The organism is Micromonospora marincola, from assembly GCF_056150385.1.
Map to the genome: position 1 here is coordinate 702,046 of NZ_JAXCFT010000001.1, position 24,589 is coordinate 726,634.

A 24,589-nucleotide genomic window follows, 5' to 3' on the forward strand; every position below is an offset into this window, starting at 1 on the left:
GCCCCTCCTTACCCCCCACCCCAAGTGGGCGTCAACGGCGACGCCCCGGATGGAGCAAGCGTGAACACCGATGTCCTCGACGAGATCCAGCGCCGGGTGCTCTGGCTCGCCACCCGCATCGTCGACGCGGCCAACCACGACCGGGACACCGGCGACGGCGTGAAGGTCGGCGGCCACCAGGCGTCGAGCGCCTCGCTCGTCACCGCGATGACCGCGCTCTGGTTCCAACACCTCGACGCCGAGGACCGGGTCGCGGTGAAGCCGCACGCCTCCCCGGTGTTCCACGCCATCCAGTACCTGCTCGGCAACCTCGACAAGTCCTACCTGCCGAAGCTGCGGGCCCGCGGCGGGCTCCAGTCGTACCCGTCGCGCACCAAGGACCCGGACGAGGTGGACTTCTCCACCGGCTCGGTCGGCCTGGGCGCCGCCGCGCCGCTGTTCGCCGCCGTCACCCGCCGCTACGTCGACGCGCACTTCGGCGCGCGTCCGCACTCCCGGTTCGTCGCGCTGATCGGCGACGCCGAGCTGGACGAGGGCAACATCTGGGAGGCGGTCGCGGACCCGGCGACCACCGGGCTGGGCAACGTGATGTGGCTCGTCGACTTCAACCGGCAGTCGCTGGACCGGGTAGTCCCCGGCATCCGGATCAACCAGTGGCGCGGCCAGTTCGAGGCCGCCGGCTGGCACGTGGTGGAGGTCAAGTACGGCCGCCGGCTCGCCGAGGCGTACGCCCGGCCGGGCGGCGCGGCGCTGCGCGACTGGATCGACCTGATGCCGAACGAGCAGTACCAGTCGCTGTTCGGACTGGCCGGACCGGCCCTGCGCAAGCAGTTCCTGGACGGCGCGCCGGCCGGGGTCGCCGCGTTCGTCGCCGACATCCCCGACGACGAGCTGGGCCCGCTCGTCACCGACCTGGGCGGGCACGACGCGCAGGCGATGCTCGACGCCTACGCCCAGTGCGACGCGGTCACCGACCGGCCCAGCGTGGTCTTCGCGTACACGGTGAAGGGCTGGGGGCTGCCGATCGCCGGCAACCCGCGTAACCACTCGGCGCTGCTCAGCAGCGAGCAGATCGACGCGCTGCGCGCCGCGCACGGCCTGACCGTGGAGACCGAGTGGGACCGCCTCGACCCGGCGTCGGAGGCGGGCATCCGGGCCGGCGAGCGCCGGGAGGCGCTGTCCCGCACGCCGCGCGAGCGGGCGCTCGGCGTCACCGTGCCGGAAACCACGAGGGTACGCGCGAACAAGCCGGTCTCCACCCAGGAGGTCTTCGGCCGGGTGCTCGTCGACCTGGCCCGGGACCCGCAGGTGGCGCCCTATCTGGTGACCACCGCGCCGGACGTGGCCACCTCGACAAACCTGGCCGGGTTCATCAACAAGACAGGCGTGTTCGCCCCCACCGAGCAGCGGTCCTGGACCGAGGACCGGATGCTGCGCTGGACGGAGAGCCCCGCCGGGCAGCACATCGAGCTGGGCATCTCCGAGATGAACCTGTTCCTGCTGCTGGGCCAGCTCGGCCTGTCATGGGACCTGTCCGGCCAGCCGCTGCTGCCGGTCGGCACGGTCTACGACCCGTTCGTGCTGCGCGGTCTGGACGCGTTCCTCTACGGCACCTACTCGGGCTCCCGGTTCGTGGTGGCCGGCACCCCGTCCGGCATCACGCTGGCCCCGGAGGGCGGCGCGCACCAGTCCACCATCACCGCCTCGGTCGGCCTGGAGCTGCCCGGGGTGACGTTCCTGGAGCCCGCGTACGCCGGCAGCCTCGACTGGCTGCTCTGCGACGCGCTCGGTCAGATCGCCGGTGGCGGCGCGCCGGCGGCGACCGCCGCGCCGGCCGAGGACGGGGCGTACTACTTCCGGCTCAGCACCCGGCCGGTCGACCAGGCGCCGTTCGAGGCGGCGCGGGCCCGGCTCGGTGACGCGGTGCTGCGCCGGCAGGTGGTGGCCGGCGCGTACCGGCTCGTCGACGCGCACCAGGCGTACCCGGATCTGGCGGACGCCCCGGTGGTGCAGCTCGCCGCGTCCGGCGCGGTGCTGCCGGAGGTCCTGGCCGCCGCCGCGGAGCTGGCGGAGGAGGGCGTCGCCGCGCATGTGGTGGACGTGACGAGCCTGGACCGGCTCTACCGGGCGTGGCAGCGGACCCTGCGTCAGGGCGTACGCACCGCGACCGTGCCGAGTGTGCCGGGCGCGCTGCGGTCGGCGTTCGTCGACCGGGTGCCCGTGGTCACCGTGCACGACGCGGCCTCGCACGCGATGGCCTGGCTCGGCTCGGCGGTCGGCGCTCCGGCGGTGCCGCTCGGGGTGGACGAGTTCGGCCAGTCCGGCAGCGTCCGGGACCTGTACGAGCTGCACGACCTGCTGCCCGGCAGCATCGTCAACGCCGCGCTTGCCGCGCTCGCGTTGCGTTGACCTGTGCCGCTTCCGGCGGTGCCGCACCCTCGGTAGGTTGAGGCTGCCTCCGCGTGACGGCCACGGGGCTTCGTCAGGTGGCCGCTCCCGGGCGGCGCCGAGCGGACAGGGGAGGCCCTCCGGATGAAGATCGTCGCATTGTCCTGCACGCAGAAGCGCCTGCCGTCGGTGACCGACGCGCTGCTCGACGCGGCGGTCGCCGGCCTCGTCCGGGAGGTCGGCGACGCGGAGATCCAGCGGATCCGGTTGATCGACCATCGCATCGCGATGTGTGAGGGTGAGGACACCTGCCTCGATCCCGAGGTGGGCCGGTGCACGCTCGACGACGACTTCGCGCACGTCGTCGAGCTGGCCGAGGGCGCGGAGGCCATGCTGCTCGCCATGCCGGTGTACGCCGGGAACGTGCCCGCCGTGCTGAAGATCTTCCAGGAACGCCTGAAGAGCTACATGAACGCGCCGCGACGCCCGTTCGGCAACCTGCTTGTGGGCACGATCGTGCATTCACGGACGATGCTTACCGAGCCCGCGCTTGGCGCGTTGTTCCCGTGGTACCTGCGCCTGCGGAACCGGAACGTGGCGTCGGCGTGCGTCACCCAGAACGAGCACCAGGATCTGACCCGCACCGCGGCGATCGACCTGTGCGTGGCCGTGGGCCGGCAACTCGGCATGACGCTCGACGGCAGCCGGTCGGCGGCCCCGGACCGCACGGTCCTGACGGTGGTTCAGTCGCCGGCCCGTCCCCGCTGCGGCGACCCGGCGGCGTCGCCTCCCCGGGGCTGAGGGGACTCCGCGCGCCAGGTGCACCCGTCGCCCGCCTGTTCGCACGACACCGTGACGTCCCGCTCGACGTAGCGGGCGGCGATGGCGGTGTTGAGCGCCTGGCAGTACGCGCACGGCGACGAGAACGTCAGCACGACGCCCGCGCGGGCGGCCCGCCTGCGGTATCTGAGGATCCCGCAGTCGGCGTTGCGCAGGACGGTGCCCGACGGCTCGGGCTCACTTGTCACAGCCGAGTCGTACAGCAACAACTGGTTGCGCAGCCGGGTCATGAAGTGATCGGTGGCGGACATCCCGGCGGGCTGTTGCGCCCGCAGCAGCTCCGCCGTGATCCGGGAGTTCGCCTGGATCCACGCGGCCAGGCCCGCTTCGCCGTGCTCGGCCAGGACGAACTCCTCCGCGGCTGCCTGGGCCTCGAAGAACCGCTGACGCCACAGGTCGACCTTCTCGGCCGGGTCGAGAGGGGACGGGTCACCGGTCACGGTCCGCGTCCTTCCCCGCGGCGGCGTCCACCTCGGCGAAGACCTCCTGGGCGACGCGCAGCCCGTTGTTGGCCACCGGCCAGCCGCCGTAGTAGGCGAGCTGGATGATGACCTCGACGATCTTCTCGCGGGACATCCCGAGGTGCAGGGCGGCGCCGATGTGGCCGCGCAGCTCCCAGTCGGTCCGGGCCAGCGCGACCGCGGTCAGCGCGACAAGTTCGCGCTCCTCGACGCTGAGATGGGGGCGGGTCCAGATCTCGCCGAACAGGTGGTCGACGGTGATGCGCAGAAACTCCGGGTAGGAACCCGGACGCGGTTCGCGGCCGAAGACCTGCTGGAACATGGCCACGCCCCGCTCGTGTCGGACATCCGGCTGGCTCATCGATCGACTCCTCGCATAGGGCCGAACAGGTGGGTGGTGGCAACGGGTGGGGCGTTGCCGATGCCGGCCGCCGTCACTGCCCGGTCACAGGATGATGCTGAGCTTGCCGTGCTCGTACAACGTCTCGTGGTCGAGCACCACGACCCGTCGCCGGACCCGGAACGACTCGTCCTCGACGACCAGCTCGCAGCGGTACTTGCCGACGTAGGCGTCGGAGCGCCCGTGCCCGAACCGGTGCACGACGACGTTCGCCGCCACGTCGAGGTGGGTGCCCCGATCGGTCAGGATCTCCACGTTGCCGATCATCCGGTTGGTGCGTGACCGGGGGTTCTCGCACCACACCTCGTCGTTGAGGAGCTGTTCGACGCGCTGGCGCAGCCGGGCGGCATCGTCGTCGATGAGCCCGAGCGCGTCGGCCGACCCGTCGCGGACGTCGGTGGCCGGCACGGAGTAGCGGATGTCGTCGGTAAGCATCTCGTCGTACCACTCGCGCAGGCGCCACTCGTCGAGCAGCCGCGCCTCGCGGAACAGGAACTGGCTCACCCGGTGCCACAACCGCACCCGGGCCGTCTCGTCGACGGTCAGCTCGATGGTCATCGTGGTTCCGCCTCCTGCGTTCCGGCCCGGCGGGCGACCTCGTGGTGACCGTCGTCGCCGTGCATCAGCCTGTCCCACTGCCGCCAGAACTCGCGGGCGGGAAGCTCGTCGGTCGTCTCCGGGACCGCCTTGTTCATGCCCCGGGACAGGTCCGAGTAGCGGACCGCGCGGTTGCGGTAGCCCCGCTGGCACGATTCGATGATCTCGATGTCGTCGGGGGTGGCGAAGCCGGCGGGGCCGAGGAACGTCAGGTAGTGGCTCTTGCGCAGCTCCCGGATGTCCGGGTCCTCGTCCCGGGGAGCCAGGGCGACCGAGGTGATGGCCATCCGGTCGGCGCCGGCGGGATCGATCTTGCGGATCGTGATGGCGATCGCGTCGATGATCATCAGGTTGGGAAAGACGAGCAGCGCGCGATTGGTGCCGGTGATCCGTTGGGCGCGTTCGGCGCCGAACCTGTCGGCGAACCGCGCGGCCGTCGCCTCGATCCGGGGCCGGACCTCGGTGCCGAACATAGGCGTCCAGTAGGCGAGCGGGCGGGCCGCCGCCGGGGGCAGCTCGTTGGCTCCGTGGCCCAGCCCGAGGGCGCGACCGAAGCCGCCCCGCCGTCGGGGCGGCACCGACCCCAGCGACTGCATGTAGCTGACGTAGCGCTTGTGCAGGGCCCGGAAGTGGTAGATGTCGACGCTGTTCTCCATCATGAGCTTCCAGTTGGCCCGGGCCCCGTGCAGTTGCGCGCCCTGGAGCACCTCCATCCCGACCTCGGACTGGTCGTCGATCAGGTCGAGGTATTCCGTCGCGCCCGCCAGGTATTCGGTCAGCGTGCGGGGCTGCTGCGGATCGAAGGTGACGAACACGAATCCGCGGTAACTGTCGCTGCGGTGCCGCGCGAGGCCGAAGTCCGCCTTGCGGAAGCCCGGTCCGTACCCGTCCGGGATCGGGACCCCGACCAGGTCGCCCTGATTGGAGAACGTCCAGTCGTGGTACGGGCACCGGAACGATGTCACCCGCCCGGCCGGCTGCGAGCAGATCAGGGCCCCGCGGTGGGTGCAACTGTTCGCGAAGACCCGGATCGCCCCGTCGGACCCGCGCGCCATGACCACCGGACGCCCGCCGACGTCGCGGGCCACGTACGCGCCCGGCCCCGGCACCTCCGACTCGTGCCCGACGTACAGCCAGCAACTGTCGAATATCCTGGTCAGCTCCCGAGCGGCCACGTCCTCGTCGGTGTAGGCGCGGCGGTCCACCCGGAAGGAGAGGTGCTCGGGATCGTCGAGCACGATCGGGTCGTCCACCGGCCGCCGCAGTTCGATCGTCACCGTGCCCCCTGTCGCGGCAGCGTCTCGACCGTGCTGACCACCAGCTCGGCCGTGCGTGCGGCGGAGTCGCCGCACTCCGGCTGCGCGGCGCGCAGCCGGGCCCGGTAGTCCCGGGCGGGATCGAGCAGGTCGGCGACGGCGGCGGTGACCGCCTCCCCGGTGACACCGGCCGGCTCCAACGCCGTGCCGAAGCCCGCGCGACCCACGAAGTGCGCCTGGATGGGCTGGTCCACCGCCAGCGGGATCACAAGCATCGGTGTCGCCGCCCGGATCGACTCCGCCACCGAGTTGTAGCCGCCGTGGGTGACGAACACGTCGGCGCGTGCGAGCACCTCACGTTGCGGCAGGTAGGGGGCGGTGAGCACGTCGTCGGGGAGCGCCAGCTCCGCGGCGAGGTCACCCACCGCGGCGATCACCTGCGCGCCTGTCGCCGCCGCCCCGAGGATCACCGTGCGCAGCAGGTCCGGTCGCCGGTAGAAGATGGTGCCGAAGGAGACGAACACCACCCGGCGGTCGGGGTCGAGCCGGTCCAGGCCCGAGAAGGCGACCTCGTCGCCGCGGATCCCCGTCGTGCCGGGCAGCCCGACCAGTCGCACGCCGTCGTCGGTGACCGCGTCGGCCCCGACGAGGGCGGGGATCGTCGGCATCAGGTTGAGGATCGGCGACCGCGCGGAGTGGGTCCGGGTCGACCACCGCACCCCGTGCCGGGTCAGATAGCCGCCTACCTGCTCGTCGTACGCCCAGCGGCCCCGCCGGTGCTCGGCCGGGCACACTCCGCCAAGGTTGGCCCAGGTCATTCCGTACGGCACACCTGAGGCACGGGTGCCGACCATGGCCGCCGCCGTGACCGGCAGCGAGTCGACGAGCACGAAGTCCGGCTCCACCGCACGGATCGCCTCGGTCGTCCGGTCCGCCACCGGCGACGACTCGAGCATCGGGCCGATCTTCGCCGGGTCGCCGCTCCACGGTGCCATCTCGACGTGCCCGACCCGGTGGATCCGCGCCTTGCCCAGGGCCTGGCGACGCTGCTCGTCGAGCGCGCCACCGTCGGCGGACAACAGCAGCAGTGCCACCTCGCTACCGGCGGTCTGGAGCGCCCTGACCACCGGGACGTACGGGTTCAGGTGACCATGCTGAGTCGTGGTGAGCAGGGCGACGCGCATCAGATCTCCGATCCATCGGAAGAAGAGAGTCGGGACTACCGAATCGCGGCGCTACGTTTTTCGAGAATCAATTGCACAACTGAAGAAACCCGGTTCTTCGTCTGCCGAAGACGGTTTTACAAAGCCTGCCGGGAGGTGCGATCGATGTCAATGCCTCTGCGTGCCGCAGACGTCGCGGAGCGTGGCCGGCCGGCGAACGGCGGCCCGGTCAGCCGGTGGTTGTCGGGCTCGGGGACGTCGCGCTCGCCGACGGCGACGACGACTCCGGCGCGCCGCGCGTGGGCGTCGGGGTGACCGGCACCTGGTCGCCCTTCGCCGGGTCCCCGATCACGTGCCGTTCCAGGTTGACCTGCGACTGGCCGGTGCCGCCCACGGTGATCTCGTCGTACGCCTGGAGCAGCTTCTGCTCGTCGAAGTAGAGCACCGACATGGTAAGCGGGGTGGGTTTCTCACCCTCCAGCCCGCGCAGCCCGGCCCCGCCGGTCGAGCCCTCCACCATCAGCGTCGTCGGCTGCTGGCCCGGCGCCTGCGGCAGCTTCGACACCTGACGGGCGTGGGCGTGCCCGGAGAGCACGAGCGGGCAGACGCCGGAGAGCGGGCCGGCCGACGCCGGGTCGTGCACAAGCGCGATGTTCACCTTCCGGGGCGACTTCTCGACCGTGGCGGCGAGTTGCTCACCGGCACCGATGACCTGGTCGGCGACCGCCGCGGTGAGGCCGCTGCCGGCCGGTGAGGTCTCCTTGTCCGGGGTGAACCGGGGGTCTCCGATGCCGGCGATGGTCAGCCCGCCGACCGTCGTGACGGAGTTGTTCAGCACGACCGCGTTCGGCTGCTGGGCCACCACCGCAGCCGTGCGCGGCGAGTCGTGGTTGCCGCGGATGTACACGTACGGCTTCTTGAGCAGGCCGATCGAGCCGACGTAGGACGCCTCCGGCTCGCTGCCCCAGTCGGTGAGGTCACCGGTGTCGATCACCACGTCGATGCCGAACTGCTCGACCACCGTGCGGATCAACTGCCAGCCGGTGGGGTTGAGGTGCATGTCGGAGACGTGCAGCACCCGGGTGGTGCCCGGGGACGGCTGCACCACGGGCAGCGCGGAGACGGTGGTGTAGAGCTTGCTGACGTTGCCGACAAGCCGCTGCAACTGCTCGGCGTACTTCGTGTAGTCGTTGGCGATCCGCCGCGCGTCACCCACGATCGCCGGCGCGTTGACAAGCAGGCCCTCGTACCGGGGCTCCTCGATCGCCTGCGGGCGCACCGTGGCCGCGGCCAGGCCGAGGCTGCCGGCGGTGACGGCGAGCGACAGCCCGCCGGCCCAGGCGGTACGCCGCACGTCGCGGAAGACCAGCCCGGCCAGGATCAGGGTGGCAAGCACCGTCGACGCGAGCGTCCGCAGCCCGAGCCGCATCACCCCGCCGCGGACGTCCTCCACCGCGGACTGGCTGGCCCGGCTGATGCTCGCCGGGTCGCCGATGAGCGCCTCGGTGCGCCCCTGGTCAAGCGAGCCCACCTCGACGGTCAGGTACGCCGGGCCGTCGTGACTGTCGAGCAGCAGCGCGCCGAGCGGCGGGATGTCGACGGTGGTGCCGCCGCCCAGTGACGGGCTGAGCTTCAGTTCGGCCCGGAACGGGCCGATGTCGGTGCCGACGTGACCACCGGCGTACGTGCCGATCACGATGCCGCCGACCGTGACCGCGAGCAGGGCCAGCACCACGCCCACCCGGCGCAGGCGGGCGCCGGGCCGCCACGCCGGGAGGCGGCGGGCACGCCCGGTGGCCGGGGACGTCACGTCTCCGGCGCGCTGCTCTTCGTTCTCCTGGCCGTCCATGCTGAGATTCTGACCTGCCCACTGTGTGATCTTGGCAAACCTGTCGGAAGCGGATCAGCTCCGGCCCGCGCCGCCGTCGGCGAAGACCAGACGCAGGATCCGATCGTCCTCGGCCGCCGGCTTGCCCCGGCCGTCCCGGTTCGAGGTGCTCACCCAGATCGAGCCGTCCGGCGCCAAGGTCGCGGCACGCAGCCGACCGTACCGGCCGGTGAGCAGCTCACGCGGCTGGCCGAGGACGGTCCCGTTGTCGGCCAGCTCGACCAGCCACAGCCGCTGACCGCGCAGGCAGGCGGTGACGAGCAACCGCTCCACCGCGGCCAGCCCGGAGCAGGAGGCGTCGCCGGTGCGCCACTGCACGATCGGGTCCACGTAGCGTTTGTCCTCGCCGCGCCCCTCCACCTGCGGCCAGCCGTAGTTGCCGCCCTGGTTGATCTGGTTGATCTCGTCCCAGGTGTTCTGGCCGAACTCCACGGCGTACATCTTCTTGTCCGGCATCCAGGCGAAGCCCTGCACGTTGCGGTGCCCGGACGACCACACCGGGGAACCGGCGGTCGGGTTGCCCGGGGCCGGCTTTCCGGCCGGGGTGATCCGCAGGATCTTGCCGCCGAGGCTCTTTGGGTCCTGGGCGTTCTCGGTGCGCCCGGCGTCCCCGGTGCTCGCGTAGAGGAAACCGTCCGGGCCGAAGGCCAACCCGCCGCCGTCGTGGTTGCCGGCCTTGGGGATGCCGGTGAGGATCGGCGTCGGCGCCTGGCCGAGTTGCAGCTTGGCGATCCGGTTGTCGTCCTCGGCGGTGTAGTAGACGAAGACCGTGCGGTCCCGCGCGTATCCGGGGGAGACGGCGATGCCGAGCAGGCCGCCCTCACCGCCGGAGGCCACGCCGGGCACCGTCTGCACCGGGCGCACGGTGAGCCCGTCCGGCCCGGACTCCGGGCCGACCTGGAGGATCCGCCCGCTGTCGCGCTCGGTGACGAGCGCCGCGCCGTCGGGCAGGAACGCGATCGCCCACGGCACCTCCAGCCCCTTCGCCAGCACCGTGGCCACCACCTGTTGGTTCGCCCCGCCGGAACTGGCCGGGCCCGAGGGCGTCGGCAGGTTGGGCGGCTCGCCGGCCGGGTCCGGCTCGGGCTCGCCGAGGGAGCAGCCGGCGGCAGCCAACAGCAGTGCCGCGCCGGACGCCGCCAGCGCCGTCCGGAGGCGGAGGATGCGGGGGTACGTCAGACGCGGGCTCACCCGACCCAGCGTAGCCGGACGCGCCGGCGCATCGACGCTGCCGGGAGCCGGTACGCCGCCTGGGCGCCCCCGCGTCCGCCGGCCCCGACTGCGGGCCTCGGTGCGGCCGGCGGTGTCCGACGGTCAGCCGGCCCGCAGGGCGAGCATGGCGACGTCGTCCTCGCGGCGGTCCGCGGCGGCGAGGAGGCGGTCGCAGAGGACGGCCAGCGGGACCTGGGGCCCGTCGGCGGCGAGCCGCTCGACAAGCTCCGCCTGCCCCTCGTCGATCGGCTGGTCCCGGCGTTCGATGAGGCCGTCGGTGTGCAGCAACAGGGTGTCGCCCGGGGCGAGGGTCACCGTCCGCCCGGCGCGTCGGGGCGGGCGGGCCAGGCCGAGCAGGGGACCGCGACCCTCCGCCACCGACACCGTGCCGTCGGCGCGGATCAGCAGCGGTGGCGGGTGCCCGGCGTTGCACCAGTGGACCCGCAGCCCGCCGTCGACCGGGCGGATCCGGGCCAGCACGGCGGTGGCGACCGTGGGCACCCGCAGTCCGCCGATCGCCCGGTCGAGGTTGGCCACCAGGTCCTCCACCGGATCGTCCCGCCCGTACGCGTTGCCACGGACCAGGTTGCGCAACTGGCCCATGGTGGCGGCGGCCTCGATGTCGTGGCCGGCGACGTCGCCGATCGCGGCGACCAGCTCGCCGTCGGGCTGGACGAAGGCGTCGTACCAGTCGCCGCCGACCTCGACCCGGTCCGCCGCCGGCAGGTAACGGGCGGCCAGCTCGATCCCCGGCACCGTCGGCAGCACCGGCAGCATGCTGTGCTGGAGCACCTCCGCGACGTGCCGCTGCTCGCCGTAGAGCCGGCTGTTGCCGACCGCCTGCCCGGCTCGTACCCCGATGTCCTGCGCGGTCCGCAGGTCGCTCGTGTCGAAGCCGCGCCGGCCCGGACGGTTGACGAGCGAGACGGTGCCGATCACCCGGTCGCCGACGGCGGTGATCGGCACCGTCAGGTGGGAACCGACGCCGAGCCGTTCGGCGAGCGGCACCAGCTCCGGACGGGTGGTGCCGCGCGCCACGTCTTCGAGGCCGGCGGTGGCGCGCATCACCGGCCGGCCGTTGCGCACCACCGACCGGATCAGCGACTCCGGACCGAGCCCGGTGACAAGCAACTGGGCGAAATGGTGCAGATCGGCCTCGCGCTCGGGGTCGCGGTGCGCGCCGGAGATGCCGCGGGGTCGCCCCGCCGGATCGACAAGCGTGATCAGGCACCAGTCCGCCAGCAGCGGGACCATGGCGTGCGCGAGGCGGTCGACGGCGGTGCCCAGGTCGAGCGTGCCGCCGAGCATCTCGCTCATCCCGGCCAGCATGGCGAGCCGGTCGTGCGCCTCCTCGGCGCGGCGACGGGCCTGCTCGGCGCTGCGGACCGCGATCCGCAGCCGCAGCTCCGAGGAGCAGGCGGCGGCCAGGTCGGCGAGCGTCCGCAACTGCTCCTTCGTCCAGGCCCGCGGCTTGCTGTCGATCGCGCAGAGCGAGCCCAGCACTCGCCCGTCCAGGTCGGTGAGCGGCATCCCCGCGTACGCCACCACGCCCAGGTCCTCGATGGCGAGGTTCTGCCGGACCCGGGGGTAGAGGCGGGCGTCGGGCAGCACCATCGGCGTCTCGATGTCGACGACGTGCTGGCAGAACGAGTGGCTGAGCGGGGTCTCCCGGCGGGCCGCCCAGGGCTGCGACAGCCCGGTCTCGCCGGGGAAGAACTGGCGGTCGGCGTCGACCAGGGAAACGAGCGCGACAGGCACGTCGAGCAGGTCGCCGACCAGCCGGGCGAACCTGTCGAACGCCTCGTCGGGCACCGCGTCGAGGCGGGTCTCGTCGAGGGACCGTAGCCGGTCGGGATCGGCAAGCGCGGGAATCGGCGCCGCCTTCCGCTCCGGGTCGTCCTCGCTCATCGGCCCCCTGTCCTGCGCGTCGCGACGCCGGCAGGCGTCCGTCCCCGATTAAACCCTGTCGCACGTGTGTCCGACCCGCAGCGCGGCGTTCGTCACGGCCCGAACGGCGCCGACCTGCGGGTACGGATATCGTCGACGGTCGTGAAGGCATGGATCCCGCACCCCGAGGGTCGCCGACTGCTCGGCGAACTGCCCCCAGACGTCACCGTGGAAACCCTCACGGATCCGGCCCGGCCCCCCTCCGCGCCGGAGGGCGTGCGGTTCTGGGTGCCCCCCTTCCTCTCCGGCGCGGACGCCGGAGCGTTCCTGGCCGAGCTGCCGGACGTCGAGGTGGTGCAGCTTCTCTCCGCCGGCGCGGACGCCTGGGTGGGGCGGATCCCGGCGGGTGTGACGCTCTGCGACGCCCGGGGCGTGCACGACTCCGCCACCGCGGAGTGGGTGGTCACCGCGATCCTGTCCGCGCTGCGCGGGTTCGCGCCGTTGGCCCGCGCCCAGGCCCGCCGGGAATGGGCGTACGACGAGGTGGCCCCGACCGACGAACTCGCCGGCAAACGGGTGCTGATCGTCGGCGCCGGCTCGATCGGCGCGGCGGTGCGTGCCCGGCTCACCCCGTTCGAGGTGAGCTTCACCCTGGTCGCCCGCACGCCGCGCCCGGACGAGGAGGTGCACGGGGTGGCCGAGCTACCCACCCTGCTGCCCACGGCGGACGTGGTGGTGCTGCTGGTGCCGCTTACCGAGCAGACGCGGGGCCTGGTCGACGAGCGGTTCCTCGCCGCGATGCCGGACGGCGCGTTGCTTGTGAACGCCGCACGGGGTCCGGTGGCCCGCACGCCGGCACTGCTCGCCGAGCTGGAGTCGGGACGGCTGCGGGCCGCGCTTGACGTCACCGACCCGGAGCCGCTGCCCGCCGACCATCCGCTGTGGGAGCTTCCGAACGTGCTGCTCACCCCGCACGTAGCCGGGTCGGTGCGCGGCCTGCTGCCGCGCGCGTACCGGCTGGTGGGGGCGCAGCTACGCCGCTTCGTGGCCGGGGAGGAACTGGCGAACCGGGTGACCGACGGCTACTGACTGGCGCTGTCGCCGGGCGGCGCCTGGCCGGTGGCGGAGATCAGCCGGGGCAGATCGGTCGCGCGGACCGCGGGCAGCGTCAGCACCTGACCGTCGTCGAGTCGGACGACCACCCGGCCACGGGGGCCGCCGCCCAGCTCGGTCACCCGGTCCCAGGGCACCCGTCGTTGCCCGACCAGGGCGCGCAGTCGCAGCTCCCGGGCGTCGGCATCGGTGCCGGCCCGCCACACCCAGATTCCGATCACGAGCGGGACGAGCAGCACCCAGAGCAGCCACCAGCGGGCGGTGGCCAGCGGCAGCGCGCCGATGAAGGCGACGATCGCGGCCACCAGGATGGCCTGGTTGTGGCGGAAATGGACGGTGTCGGCGCGGCTCACCCTCCGATGATCCCACCCGCCCAGCCCACACTCCCGCCCCGGTCGCCCCGTCGGCGCAACCCCGACCTGGGAGATCTTGGTAGGGAATGGCCCCTCCAGGGGCCGTTTCGTACCAAGATCTAGCTGCTTCCTCAGTGGCGCTCGCATGGGCTGTGACGGACGTCACTAGTGGTGTCGCGTCACCCGCCGCGTCCGGAATCGTTTCTAGGCATGGCCGCATCGGTCCCCGCCGATGCAGCCATGCCCACCCGGGCAACCCGCACGCCGCACCGCAACCGCACCGCCCCGTGCCCCCTCACGAAGGCGACCGCCGTGCCCGTCATGCCTCCCACCGGTCCCCGCCGGTGGCCCCTCCTGCCCGACCTCGCCGTGTCGCTCAGCGGCGCGTTCTTCCTGCTGGCGGGCATCGCCGGGCTCGTGCCCGGCCTGGCCGCCGCAGCGCTCGCCGTCGCCGGTGGCTCCGCCCTCGCCTGCGTCCGCCTCGCCTGGCTCGCAGGCGTCCCGCCCATGCCGCCCCCCACCCGCCACGCCGACCGTGGCCGGGACGATCCCGCGTCGACTCCCGTGCGCCACGTCAGTCGCGCGCCCGACCCGGCTGCGGGCTCCACGCGTCACGCCGATCCGGTGGGTGGCCGGGGGCCGTCTTCGGCGGACCGCGCCGGCCGTGCCCCGGGCGACTCCGCGTCGGCCCCTACCTGGCTCGTCGGCCCGGACCTGAGGCACGCCGACGCGGTCCCTCGGCGTCCCGCGCCGTACGTGGGGCACCGGGCCGGCCCGGTGGAGGCGCGCCACCCGTCGGAGTGGCGGGTCACCGCGCCCGTGGTGGGCTGGGCGGGCGGCTCGGCGACCGGGCGGCAGGCGCGACGGGTGGCGCTGTCCCGCCGGGTCGCCGCGATCCTCGACGCCGCCGTCCTGGTCGCCGGGCTCACCGTCGCGGTGCTGCCGCTTAGCGATCGGGGGCACCGGCTGCCTGTCGCGCTGGTCGGGTTGGGCCTCGCCACGCCGCTCTACGCCACCGCCCTGCTCCGCCTGCCCGGCCGTTCCCGGCTTCCCGGTCGCGAGCGGCTGCGTCGGGCGGTCGACGCGCTCGCCCTCGGCGTCAGCCTGGTCTTCGCCGGCTGGATGCTGCTGCCCGCCGGGCCGGTGCCGCCGGCCGCGCTGGTCGCCAGCGTGGGTGGGGCGGTGACGCTCGCCGTGCTCGCGATGGCCGCGCTCGCCGAACGCCGGCGGCGGCCGGGAGCCGCGCGCTGCCACGCCGGGGCCGGGCTCACGCTCGGCGGGTTGGCGCTGCTCGTGGTGCTGCTGGCGTACGACGCCCCGGACCGGGCCCTGTCGGCCGTCGCGCCGCCGGTGCTGGCCGGCGCGCTGCTCACCGCCGCCGGCGCGCGGCGTACCTCGGCCGGGGAGCGACCGCGTCGGGGCGCCGCGCCGGCCGCGTGGCCCCGGCTCACCGCGCCGGCCGGCATCGCCGCCCTGGCCGCCGGCGTGCATCTGGGTACGGTCGGGGAGTTCACCCCGGCGGCCATGGCCCTGGGGTTGTCGATCATTCCGCCGATCATGGTGAGCGAGCTGCTTGCCGCCGCCGACCAGCGGCACCGGGTGGAGCGGCTCGCGGCGAGCGAGGAGTGGCTGCGGCGCCTCGTCGGCGGGGACGGCGACGCCTCTGAGCCGGCGCCGTTGACCCGGGCCGAGCTGGTGCGGGCGTTGCCGCTGCGCAGCGGTGGCGCGCTGCTCGTGGTGGACCTGCACGACGACGACGTGGCGCCGGCCGGGCCGGTCCTGGCCGAGGTGGGGCGGCGGCTGCGCGCCGGCTGCGGCGCCCACGACCTGGTCGCCCGCGTCGAGGACGCCGGGTTCGCCGTGCTCACCGATCTCGGGCCGGTGCCGGCGTACGCGCTGGGGAACCGGCTGCTTGCCGCGCTCGCCGAGCCGTACCCCGGTCCGGGCGGCGTGGTCCACGTGCGGGCCAGCATCGGGCTGGCGGAGACCACCGGCGGCGATCCGGAGGACGTGCTGCGCCAGGCCGACCTGGCCCGGCGGCGTGCGGTGCAGCTCGGCCGGGACCGGGTCGAGTGGTACGACGCCTACCTGGAGGAGCAGCTTGTCCGCCGGCTCGACCTGGAGCGGGAGCTGCCCGGCGCGGTGGCCCGTGGTGAGCTGGACCTGGTCTACCAGCCGGTGGTGGCGCTCGCCGACCGGCTGCCGGTGGGCACCGAGGCGCTGCTGCGCTGGCGCAGCCCGGCGTTGGGCACCGTGCTGCCGGCGGAGCTGCTGCCGGTGGCCGCCGACCTCGACCTGCTCGGCGAGGTCGGGTGGTGGGTGGTGGACCGGGCCTGCCGGCAGCTCGCCTCCTGGTCGGAGGGGGGCCGGGAGCTGTGGATGGCGGTGAACGTCACCCCCCGGGAGCTGACCGCGACGGACTTCGTGGCGCGGACGGCGACCGCGCTCGCGGCGTACGACGTGCCGCCGGAGCGGCTGGTGGTGGAGGTGGCCGAGCCGGCGGTGGGAGCGGAGCTGTCCACGGTGGTGGCCCGGCTCGCCGGCCTGCGGTCGCTCGGCGTCCGCACCGCGCTCGACGACTTCCGTGCCGAGCACGCCTCGCTCGCCCAGCTCCGCCGGCTGCCGATCGACCTGCTCAAGGTCGGTCCGAACCTGGTCGCGCCGGGCGCCGACGGGCAGCGCCCGCTCATCGACGTGGTGGCGAACCTGGGGAGCCGGCTCGGCGTGGAGGTGGTGGTCGAGGGGCTGGAGTCGGACGGCCAGGTGGCCGGCGCGCGGCGGGCCGGCTGCCGGTACGGCCAGGGCTTCGCGCTGGCCCGGCCGGCGACGGCGGAGCGGGTCGAGGCGTGGTTCGAGGAGTTCCCGTCGCCGTCGCGGTGACAAGTCGTGGTGGAAGCTGAACCGGTTCAGCGGATGCGGGGTGGTGCGGTGCTGCCGCGCGGGGTGAGGTGGGCGGTCTCGTCCTGCACGCCCGTCACCTCCGCGCCGGCGATCACGGCGAGGAGTTGCCGGGCGGCGTGCGCGCCGTACGCCGGGATGTCCCGGCCGAGCGCGGTGAGCGGCGGGTGCACGAGCTGGCAGAGCGGCGAGTCGTCCCAGGCCACGATGGACAGGTCGCCGGGGACGGCCAGGCCCATCTCCTGGGCCACGGAGAGCCCGGCGATCGCCATCACGTCGTTGTCGTAGATCACCGCGGTCGGGCGGTTGGCGGAGCTGAGCAGCCGGCGGGTGGCCCGGGCGCCCTCCTCGCCCGTGTAGTCGGACCAGACGGTGCTCGCCTCGTCCAGCCCGAGTCGCGCGCACACGTCGATGAACGCGTCGGTGCGGATCTCGGTGTGCAGCAGCGTCGGGAGCCCGCCGACCCGGGCGATCCGCCGGTGCCCGAGCGCGACCAGGTATTCCACCGTCTCGACCAGGGCCGCCGCGTCGTCGGACCAGACGCTTGCCAGGCCGCCGGTGTGCCCGGGGCCGCCGATGACCATGGCGGGCAGTTGCAGTTCCTCAAGCGCGGGCACCCGCCTGTCTTCGGTGCGCAGGTCGCAGACGAAGACGCCGTCCACCCGGCGTTCGGCCCACCACCTGCGGTAGACCGCGATCTCGGCGTCCTGGTCGGCGACCACCTGGAGCGTCAGCGCGTACGAGCGGGCCGACAGTTCGGCCTCGACGCCGCTGATCAGCTCCATGAAGAACGGCTCGATGCCGAGTATCCGGGCGGGCCGGCACAGCGCCAGCCCGACCGCCTTGGCGGTGGCGCCGGAGAGCGCCCGGGCGGCGCTGCTCGGGCTGAACCCGATCTCGGCGGCGATCGCCAGGATGCGCTGGCGGGTCGCCTCGGAGACGCCTGGTTGCCCGTTCAGCGCGTACGACACCGCGCCCTTGGAGACTCCGGCGCGCCTGGCGACGTCGGCGATGGTCGGCCGCTTCACCGAAGCGTTCCTCCCCTGTGTCCGGCCCTCGCGGGCGCTGCTCGACCGCCGGGGTGGCCGGCGGGTGTGACGCTACTGCACCGGTACGCCGGCGAACCGGCGGGGACTGAACCGCGCACAGTGCGGCACTTGCCCGGTTCAGCGTACGACTGTCGGTGCGGTGAGCGTGCTCCGGAAAGCGCTCCACCACGCATGATCGCGCCGGAAAACCGCCGTGGAGGTTACCGAACGGCCGCCCTGTTAATCGGCCGTTGACACTGCCAGAGGCGGACCGTACGGTGGCGTCACTTATCCGGTTCAGTCAACGTCTCTCGATATCGGGAGCGTTCCCATTCGGCGCGGAGGATGACATGAAACGGTCCTGGACGCACGTGGCGCGCACGGCCGCCGTCGGCGCCCTCAGCCTGGTCATGGTCGCCGCATGCAGCGGCAGGAGCACCACCGGCGGCTCGGACGCGGCCGACGGTCAGGTCACCTTGAAGATCAATTTCTGGGGCGACTTCGGCCTCCAGGACCTCAAGACCAGGTACGAGGCCGAGCACAAGAACGTCAAGATCCAGCTCAACTCGGGCGAGTACAACGCCCAGCACGAGGACCTGCAGAAGAAGCTCGTCGCCGGCAACGGCGCGCCGGACATCGCGGCGATCGACGAGGGCTTCATGGTCCAGTTCCGCAGCCAGTCCGACAAGTTCGTCAACCTGCTGGACAAGGGTGCCGGGTCGTACGAGAGCAAATATCTTCCCTGGAAGTGGAAGCAGTCGCTGTCGGCGGACGGCAAGACGCAGATCGGCCTCGGTACCGACGTCGGCGGCCTGGCCATGTGCTACCGCACCGACCTGTTCTCCGCCGCCGGCCTGCCCACGGACCGCGACCAGGTCTCCGCGCTCTGGCCCACCTGGGACAAGTTCATCGAGGTCGGCCAGCAGTACACCGGCAGGACCAAGAAGAAGTTCCTCGACGCCGGCACCAACCTGTTCAACCCGGTCCTCGGGCAGCAGCAGGTCGGCTTCTACAACGACCAGGAGCAGCTCCAGATGGACGGCGGCCCGAAGGTCGCCTTCGACTACACGGTCAAGGCCGTCGACGCCGGCCTCTCGGCCAACCTGGTCAGCTTCCAGGCCGACTGGGACAAGGGCTTCACAAGCGGCGCGTTCGCCGTCCTCGCCTGCCCGGCGTGGATGCTCGGCCACATCAAGGACACCGCGCCCGGCACCGAGGGCAAGTGGGACATCGCCGCGGTGCCCGGTGGCGGCGGCAACTGGGGCGGCTCGTTCCTGACCATCCCCAAGCAGGGCAAGCACGTCGACGAGGCGTACAAGTTGCTGGAGTGGCTTGTCGCGCCGGAGCAGCAGATCGAGATCTTCAAGAAGGTCGGCAACCTCCCGTCCCAGCCGGCGCTCTACACCGACCCGGCCATCGCCGACTTCAAGAACCCGTTCTTCAACGACGCCCCGGTCGGTCAGATCTTCCCGACGATGGCGCAGGGCCTCACCCCGCAGTACCTGGGCAAGAAGAACGGCCCGACCCGGGTCGCGGTGGAGAACGTCATCCGGCGGGTGGAGAACAAGTCGCTGAAGTCGGACGCCGCCTGGAACGAGGCGGTCAAGGAAGCCGAGAAGGCCGCCAAGTCCTGACGTGCCACAGGCGCCGGAGCGGGACCCGACCCGCTCCGGCGCCGGCGTACCCGTCCACCCTCCCCGGCCCTGGAGTGACCCGATGTCAAGCACCCGTGCCGCGCCCGCGTCGCCGAGCCGCCGACCCGCGCCGGAGCGCGGCCGTTCCGGGGCCGACGAGCGGCGACTGACCTGGCGCAACCGGCTGTACCGCTTCGACATGCGCTACATGCCGTACCTCATGATCGCGCCGTTCTTCCTGCTCTTCCTCGTGTTCGGGCTCTTCCCGCTGCTGTTCAACGCGGTGGTCGCGCTGCGCAACTACCGCCTGGACGACCCGACGTTGCCCTACTGGGCGGGCGTCGAGAACTTCAGCCGGCTCGTCGCCGACGAGGACTTCTGGAACGCGCTCTACAACACGTTCGGCATCTTCCTGCTCTCCACCGTGCCGCAACTGCTGCTCGCCCTGCTTGTCGCCTCGCTGCTCAACCGGAAGCTGCGGGCGCAGACCTGGTGGCGGGTCGGCGTGCTGCTGCCGTACGTGACGCCGATCGTGGCCTCGAGCATGGTGTTCAGCGTCTTCTTCTCCCGCGACTTCGGCATGGCCAACTGGGTCCTCAGCCTGCTCGGCATCGGCGGCGCGGACGACCCGATCGACTGGCGGGCCGACAAGCTGCACGCCTGGATCGCCATCGCCACCATGGTCAACTGGAAGTGGATCGGCTACAACGCGCTGCTCTACCTGGCCGCCATGCAGTCCATCCCGCGCGACGTCTACGAGGCCGCCGCCATCGACGGCGCCAACCAGTGGAAGCAGCTCTGGCGGATCACCGTCCCGATGATCCAGCCGATCGTCCTGTTCACCGTGATCCTCTCCACCATCGGCGGGTTGCAACTGTTCACCGAGCCGATGCTCTTCGACCCCAACGCCCAGGCCGCCACCGGCGGGCCGAACGGCGAGTGGCAGACCATCGCCCAGCTCATCTACAAGGTCGGCTGGAAGGACCTCAACCTCGGCTACGCCGCGGCCATGTCCTGGGCCCTGTTCCTGATCATCCTGATCATCGCCGGCCTGAACTACCTGCTGACCAACCGACTCTCCGGAGGTCGTCGGTGACGACACGACGTGTGGTGGCCCGGGCCCCGCAGGACACCCCGGCCGGTCTCTGGACCTACCTGCTGCTCGCGGTGAGCATGCTGTTCGCCGCGTTCCCGCTCTACTGGATGTTCGTCATCGCCACGAGCAACGACGAGGCGCTGGCGAAGCTCCCACCGGCGATCGTCCCGGGCGACAGGTTCCTGACGAACGTCGACGAGGTCTTCTCCCTCCAGGACGTCTACTTCGCCGCCTCGCTCGTCAACAGCGTGATCGTGTCGACAGTGGTGACCGCCTCGGTGCTGTTCTTCTGCTCGCTCGCCGGGTTCGCGTTCGCCAAGCTGCGCTTCAAGGGCAGCAACGCGCTGATGCTCTTCGTGGTGCTCACGCTCACCGTGCCCAACCAGCTCGGCATCGTCGCGCTCTACATCGTGATGGGCAAGCTCGGCTGGAACGGCACGCTGCTCGCGGTCATCGCCCCCGGCCTGGTCACCGCGTTCGGCGTGTTCTACATGCGGCAGTTCATCCTCAACACCGTCCCGGACGAGCTTGTCGAGTCGGCCCGGGTCGACGGCGCCACGACCATGCGGGTGTACGCCACCATCGTGCTGCCCGCGATCCGCCCGGCCCTCGCCGTGCTCGGCCTGCTCACGTTCGTGGCCACCTGGAACGACTTCCAGTGGCCGCTGATCACGCTCAGCGGCACCGACTTCCCGACCTCCATGGTGGCGGTCTCCGACCTGGCCAGCGGCAACTACGTCATCTACCGTCGGGTGCTTGCCGGCGCGTTCATCGCCACCATCCCCCTGCTGCTCATGCTGTTCATCGGTGGACGCCAGATCGTCCGCGGAATCATGGAAGGCGCGGTGAAGTCGTGAGCCGTTCCACGCTGCTGCACGAGGGTTGGACGCTGCGGGCCGAGCCCGGCCCGGCGGCGCCACCGGAGATCGCCGGGACGGCGGTGCCGGCGACCGTACCCGGATGTGTGCACACCGACCTGCTGGCGGCCGGCCTCATCCCCGACCCGTACCTCGACGACAACGAGAACCGGCTCACCTGGATCGGGCGCACCGACTGGGTCTACCGGACCACGTTCGCCTGGCGACCCGGCGACGATCATCGGGTGGACCTGGTCTGCGCCGGCCTGGACACGGTCGCCACTGTCACGCTCAACGACGTCGAGGTCGGCCGCACCGAGAACCAGCACCGCGGATACCGGTTCGACGTCCGGGCGCTGCTGCGTCCCGGCGACAACACCCTGGCCGTACGCTTCGACTCGCCCTACCGCTACGCCGAGGCGCACCGGGACCGGCTCGGCGACCGGCCCAACGCGTACCCGGAGCCGTTCCACTTCATCCGCAAGACCGCCTGCAACTTCGGCTGGGACTGGGGACCGACAGTGGTCACCGCCGGCATCTGGCAGGAGATCGGCCTGCACGCCTGGTCCACCGCCCGGCTCGCGTCGGTCCGGCCGCTCGTCACGGTGGTCGACGGCGCCGGCCGGGTGGAACTGCACGTCGAGGTGGAGCGGGCCGCCGACGAGCCGCTCACCGTCCGCGCCGCAGTCGCCGGGGTCACCGCCGAGGTCACCGTGCCGGCGGGGGAGCGGGCCGCCGCGTTCACCCTCACCGTGCCCGACCCCGCGCTGTGGTGGCCGGTCGGGTACGGCGACCAGCCGCTGCACGACCTGGACGTCACGCTGCACGCCGCCGACGGCCGGGACCTGGACGCCGCATACCGCCGGATCGGCTTCCGTTCGGTGCGGCTGGACACCACGCCCGACGCCCACGGCACCCCGTTCACGCTGCACGTCAACGGCGTGCCGGTCTTCGTCAGGGGCGTCAACTGGATCCCCGACGACGCCTTCGGAAACCGGGTCACCCGGGAACGCCTGGCGCAGCGGTTCGGGCAGGCGGTCGACGCGAACGTCAACCTGCTGCGGGTCTGGGGCGGCGGGCGCTACGAGTCGGACGACTTCTACGAACTGGCCGACACGCTCGGGCTGCTCGTGCAACAGGACTTCCTCTTCGCCTGCGCGGCGTACCCGGAGGAGGAGCCGTTCCGCACCGAGGTCGAGGCGGAGGCCCGGCAGCAGGTGGCCCGGCTCGCCGGGCACCCGTCGCTGGTGCTCTGGACCGGCAACAACGAGAACATCTGGGGCTGGCACGACTGGGACTGGCAGGAACCGCTCGCCGGCCGCACCTGGGGGCGGGGCTACTACCTGGAACTGCTTCCCGCGGTCGTCGGCGAGCTGGACCCGACCGTGCCCTACTGGCCGGGCAGCCCCTGGTCCGGGCGGGAGGACATCCACCCCAACGACCCGGCGCACGGCACCATGCACATCTGGACCGTCTGGAACGACGACGACTACACCAGATACCGCGAGTACGTGCCGCGCTTCGTCGCCGAGTTCGGCTACCAGGGGCCACCCGCGTACGCGACGTTGCGCCGGGCCATCTCCGACGAACCCCTCGCACACGACTCACCAGGCATGGCCCATCACCAGAAGGCCGCCGACGGGGACCGCAAGCTCCAACGTGGCCTCGACGCCCACTTCCCGCCGCCCGCCGACTTCGACGACTGGCACTACCTCACCCAGCTCAACCAGGCCCGCGCCATCCAACTCGGCGTCGAGCACTTCCGCGCGCACCGGCCCGTCTGCATGGGCACCATCGTGTGGCAGCTCAACGACTGCTGGCCGGTCACCTCCTGGGCCGCCGTCGACGGCGACGGCCGACGCAAACCCCTCTGGTACGCGCTGCGCCGCGCCTACGCCGACCGGCTGCTCACCGTGCAGCCGCGCGGGGGCGGGCTGGCGCTGGTCGCGGTGAACGAGACCGCGCAGGCGTGGACCGCGCCGGCCACTGTCACCCGGGTCACCGTCACCGGGGAGCCGAGGGCGAAGACCTCGGTCGACCTCGACGTCCCGGCGTACTCCTCGGTGGTCTGGACGTTGCCGGCGGAGCTGGCGCGGCCGGACGAGGGCCGCCGCGAGCTGCTTGTCGCGGAGGCCGGCGACACCGCGGAGCGGGCGCTGTGGTTCTTCGCGGAGGACCGCGACGTCGAGTGGCCGGCGGCGGAGTGGGACGCGACTGTCGAGCCGACCGACGGCGGCCAGCGGATCGTGGTGACCGCCCGGACGGTGCTGCGCGACTTGACGCTGTTCCCGGACCGGCTGGACCCGTCCGCGCAGGTCGACACCGCGCTGGTGACGCTGCTGCCGGGGGAGAGCACCGCGTTCACCGTGCGCGCGCCCGCGCCGCTCGACGCGGCGGCGCTGATCCGCCGCCCCGCCTTGCGCTGCGTGAACATGTAAGGAGGGGCCCCCGCTTAACGCATTCGGTATAGGCGGGGGCCCCGCTTAACAACCGGCCACCTCACCCGAGCGCCCGCCGCCGGACGCCGAAGGTGATCAGGTAGCCGAGCATCCAGATCTCGCCCACGGTGGCGGGGACCACCAGCAGGTCGCCGACGATTCCCGCACCGGGGGCGAGGTATGCGACGAATGTCTTGAGCACGTAGCCGACGCCCCCGACGACGAGGATCCAGCCGAGGGGCCGGGGCAGCCAGCCCGAGCGGAGCACGCACCAGCCCATCGGCACCAGCCAGAGGCCGAAGAAGATCCCACCCACCTCCCACAGGTTCCCGCTGACGAGGTAGAGCGTCTGGACGGTGCCGGCGGCGTCGCCCGGCCCGCCGCCCGCGACCTGGACGGCCGTCGCGAGCATGGCGGCGCTGCCGAGGATGGCGACGGCGATGCGTCGGCTGGCCGCCGAACTCGGCGTCGAGGCGATGTCGCTCTATCACCACCTGCCCGGCAAGGAGGGGCTGCTCGACGGGCTCGTCGAGGCGGTCGTCGCCGAAATCGGGTCGGCCGCCGCCCGCGCCGAGGCGGAGGCGGCCGACGGAGACTGGCGTACCCGGCTGCGGCTGCGCTTCCTCGCCGCGCGCACGGTCATGCTGCGCCACCCGTGGGCCCCCGCGCTGCTCACCGCCCGTCTGACCGTCCCCGCCGGGGTGTACGCCTACTACGACGGCATCCTCGCCATCCTGGTCGACGGCGGCTTCTCGTACCGGATCGCCCACCGGGCGCTGCACGCCTTCGGCAGCCTGGCGCTCGGCTTCGCCCAGGAGGTCTTCCAGCCGGCGGCGGAAGAGGGGGCCGAGGCGGCGGAGGCGGAGCTGGCGGCGCTGGCCGAGCGGCTGCCCCACCTGGCCGCGATGGTCGCCGCCGAGACGCACGACGCGGCCGACCCCACGCTCGGCTGGTGCGACAGTCAGACCGAGTTCGCATTCACCCTCGACCTGCTCTTCGACGGCCTCGAACGAGCGCGGGCGGGCGCGCCACGCTGACGGCGAGTTGCGTCATCACCGCGAAACCGCATTGTCATCAGGT

At 72.5% G+C, this 24,589-nt stretch carries 20 protein-coding genes; 9 read left to right on the top strand and 11 right to left on the bottom strand.

The genetic code is table 11. The features are described from left to right. Positions 1-60: 60 nt before the first annotated feature. Both SM450_RS03390 and SM450_RS03395 read left to right on the top strand, forming a co-directional pair. A complete protein-coding gene (locus SM450_RS03390) occupies positions 61-2,409 on the top strand; it encodes a transketolase-like TK C-terminal-containing protein (RefSeq protein ID WP_474618152.1) in 2,349 nt (782 codons plus the stop codon). A 123-nt stretch (positions 2,410-2,532) separates the two neighbouring features. Beyond that, positions 2,533-3,189 (top strand): flavodoxin family protein, encoded by a 657-nt coding sequence (locus SM450_RS03395; RefSeq protein ID WP_474618153.1) that lies wholly within the window; start codon positions 2,533-2,535, stop codon positions 3,187-3,189. On the opposite strand, the gene SM450_RS03400 is transcribed toward SM450_RS03395, so the two are convergent. The 8 genes from SM450_RS03400 to SM450_RS03435 all read right to left on the bottom strand — a co-directional run bounded on the left by SM450_RS03400 (position 3,132) and on the right by SM450_RS03435 (position 12,113). Further along, entirely contained in the window at positions 3,132-3,668 is a 537-nt protein-coding gene (locus tag SM450_RS03400) for a hypothetical protein (RefSeq protein WP_474618154.1), read from the bottom strand. The two genes, SM450_RS03395 and SM450_RS03400, sit on opposite strands and share 58 nt — an antisense overlap. Then, positions 3,658-4,050 carry a carboxymuconolactone decarboxylase family protein gene (locus SM450_RS03405; protein ID WP_474618155.1) on the bottom strand — a complete coding sequence of 131 codons (393 nt, stop codon included), beginning with the start codon at positions 4,048-4,050 and terminating at the stop codon, positions 3,658-3,660. Before SM450_RS03405 ends, SM450_RS03400 begins: the two co-directional genes overlap by 11 nt. Before the next feature lie 84 nt (positions 4,051-4,134). Continuing rightward, the gene (locus tag SM450_RS03410; protein WP_474618156.1) at positions 4,135-4,647 is read right to left on the bottom strand and encodes an aromatic-ring-hydroxylating dioxygenase subunit beta; all 513 of its coding nucleotides are present in this window, start codon (positions 4,645-4,647) and stop codon (positions 4,135-4,137) included. Further along, entirely contained in the window at positions 4,644-5,963 is a 1,320-nt protein-coding gene (locus tag SM450_RS03415) for an aromatic ring-hydroxylating oxygenase subunit alpha (RefSeq protein ID WP_474618157.1), read from the bottom strand. The genes SM450_RS03410 and SM450_RS03415 overlap by 4 nt, the downstream gene beginning before the upstream one ends. Then, positions 5,960-7,126, bottom strand: coding sequence for a glycosyltransferase (locus SM450_RS03420; RefSeq protein ID WP_474618158.1), 1,167 nt, complete (start codon positions 7,124-7,126; stop codon positions 5,960-5,962). The genes SM450_RS03415 and SM450_RS03420 overlap by 4 nt, the downstream gene beginning before the upstream one ends. 208 nt (positions 7,127-7,334) lie before the next feature. Beyond that, complete coding sequence (locus SM450_RS03425) at positions 7,335-8,954, bottom strand: metallophosphoesterase family protein (RefSeq protein ID WP_474618159.1); 1,620 nt, start codon at positions 8,952-8,954, stop codon at positions 7,335-7,337. Between the two features lie 54 nt (positions 8,955-9,008). Beyond that, complete coding sequence (locus tag SM450_RS03430) at positions 9,009-10,184, bottom strand: PQQ-dependent sugar dehydrogenase (protein ID WP_474618160.1); 1,176 nt, start codon at positions 10,182-10,184, stop codon at positions 9,009-9,011. 123 nt (positions 10,185-10,307) lie between these two features. Further along, positions 10,308-12,113 (bottom strand): SpoIIE family protein phosphatase, encoded by a 1,806-nt coding sequence (locus tag SM450_RS03435; RefSeq protein WP_474618161.1) that lies wholly within the window; start codon positions 12,111-12,113, stop codon positions 10,308-10,310. Positions 12,114-12,254: 141 nt separating this feature from the next. Between SM450_RS03435 and SM450_RS03440 the strand changes: the two genes are divergently transcribed. Continuing rightward, positions 12,255-13,181, top strand: a complete 927-nt coding sequence (locus SM450_RS03440) for a 2-hydroxyacid dehydrogenase (protein WP_474618162.1) — start codon at positions 12,255-12,257, stop codon at positions 13,179-13,181. On the opposite strand, the gene SM450_RS03445 is transcribed toward SM450_RS03440, so the two are convergent. Continuing rightward, positions 13,175-13,558 carry a PH domain-containing protein gene (locus tag SM450_RS03445; protein ID WP_474618163.1) on the bottom strand — a complete coding sequence of 128 codons (384 nt, stop codon included), beginning with the start codon at positions 13,556-13,558 and terminating at the stop codon, positions 13,175-13,177. The genes SM450_RS03440 and SM450_RS03445 overlap by 7 nt on opposite strands. A gap of 321 nt (positions 13,559-13,879) precedes the next feature. On the opposite strand from SM450_RS03445, the gene SM450_RS03450 reads away from it, so the two are divergent. After that, complete coding sequence (locus tag SM450_RS03450) at positions 13,880-16,438, top strand: putative bifunctional diguanylate cyclase/phosphodiesterase (protein ID WP_474618363.1); 2,559 nt, start codon at positions 13,880-13,882, stop codon at positions 16,436-16,438. Positions 16,439-16,464: 26 nt separating this feature from the next. Here SM450_RS03450 and SM450_RS03455 read toward each other — a convergent pair whose 3' ends face one another. After that, positions 16,465-17,484, bottom strand: coding sequence for a LacI family DNA-binding transcriptional regulator (locus SM450_RS03455; protein WP_474618164.1), 1,020 nt, complete (start codon positions 17,482-17,484; stop codon positions 16,465-16,467). A gap of 350 nt (positions 17,485-17,834) precedes the next feature. On the opposite strand from SM450_RS03455, the gene SM450_RS03460 reads away from it, so the two are divergent. The 4 genes from SM450_RS03460 (at position 17,835) to SM450_RS03475 (ending at position 23,509) form a co-directional block, all read left to right on the top strand. Continuing rightward, positions 17,835-19,118 carry an ABC transporter substrate-binding protein gene (locus SM450_RS03460; RefSeq protein ID WP_474618165.1) on the top strand — a complete coding sequence of 428 codons (1,284 nt, stop codon included), beginning with the start codon at positions 17,835-17,837 and terminating at the stop codon, positions 19,116-19,118. Positions 19,119-19,200: 82 nt separating this feature from the next. Beyond that, the gene (locus SM450_RS03465; RefSeq protein ID WP_474618166.1) at positions 19,201-20,214 is read left to right on the top strand and encodes a carbohydrate ABC transporter permease; all 1,014 of its coding nucleotides are present in this window, start codon (positions 19,201-19,203) and stop codon (positions 20,212-20,214) included. Further along, complete coding sequence (locus tag SM450_RS03470) at positions 20,211-21,071, top strand: carbohydrate ABC transporter permease (protein ID WP_474618167.1); 861 nt, start codon at positions 20,211-20,213, stop codon at positions 21,069-21,071. The genes SM450_RS03465 and SM450_RS03470 overlap by 4 nt, the downstream gene beginning before the upstream one ends. Further along, positions 21,068-23,509 (top strand): glycoside hydrolase family 2 protein, encoded by a 2,442-nt coding sequence (locus SM450_RS03475; protein ID WP_474618168.1) that lies wholly within the window; start codon positions 21,068-21,070, stop codon positions 23,507-23,509. Before SM450_RS03470 ends, SM450_RS03475 begins: the two co-directional genes overlap by 4 nt. 61 nt (positions 23,510-23,570) lie before the next feature. Here SM450_RS03475 and SM450_RS03480 read toward each other — a convergent pair whose 3' ends face one another. Beyond that, a complete protein-coding gene (locus SM450_RS03480; protein ID WP_474618169.1) occupies positions 23,571-23,921 on the bottom strand; it encodes a DUF4386 domain-containing protein in 351 nt (116 codons plus the stop codon). A gap of 28 nt (positions 23,922-23,949) precedes the next feature. Here SM450_RS03480 and SM450_RS03485 point away from each other — a divergent pair, with 28 nt between their 5' ends. Beyond that, the gene (locus SM450_RS03485) at positions 23,950-24,546 is read left to right on the top strand and encodes a TetR/AcrR family transcriptional regulator (RefSeq protein WP_474618170.1); all 597 of its coding nucleotides are present in this window, start codon (positions 23,950-23,952) and stop codon (positions 24,544-24,546) included. Positions 24,547-24,589: the final 43 nt, after the last annotated feature.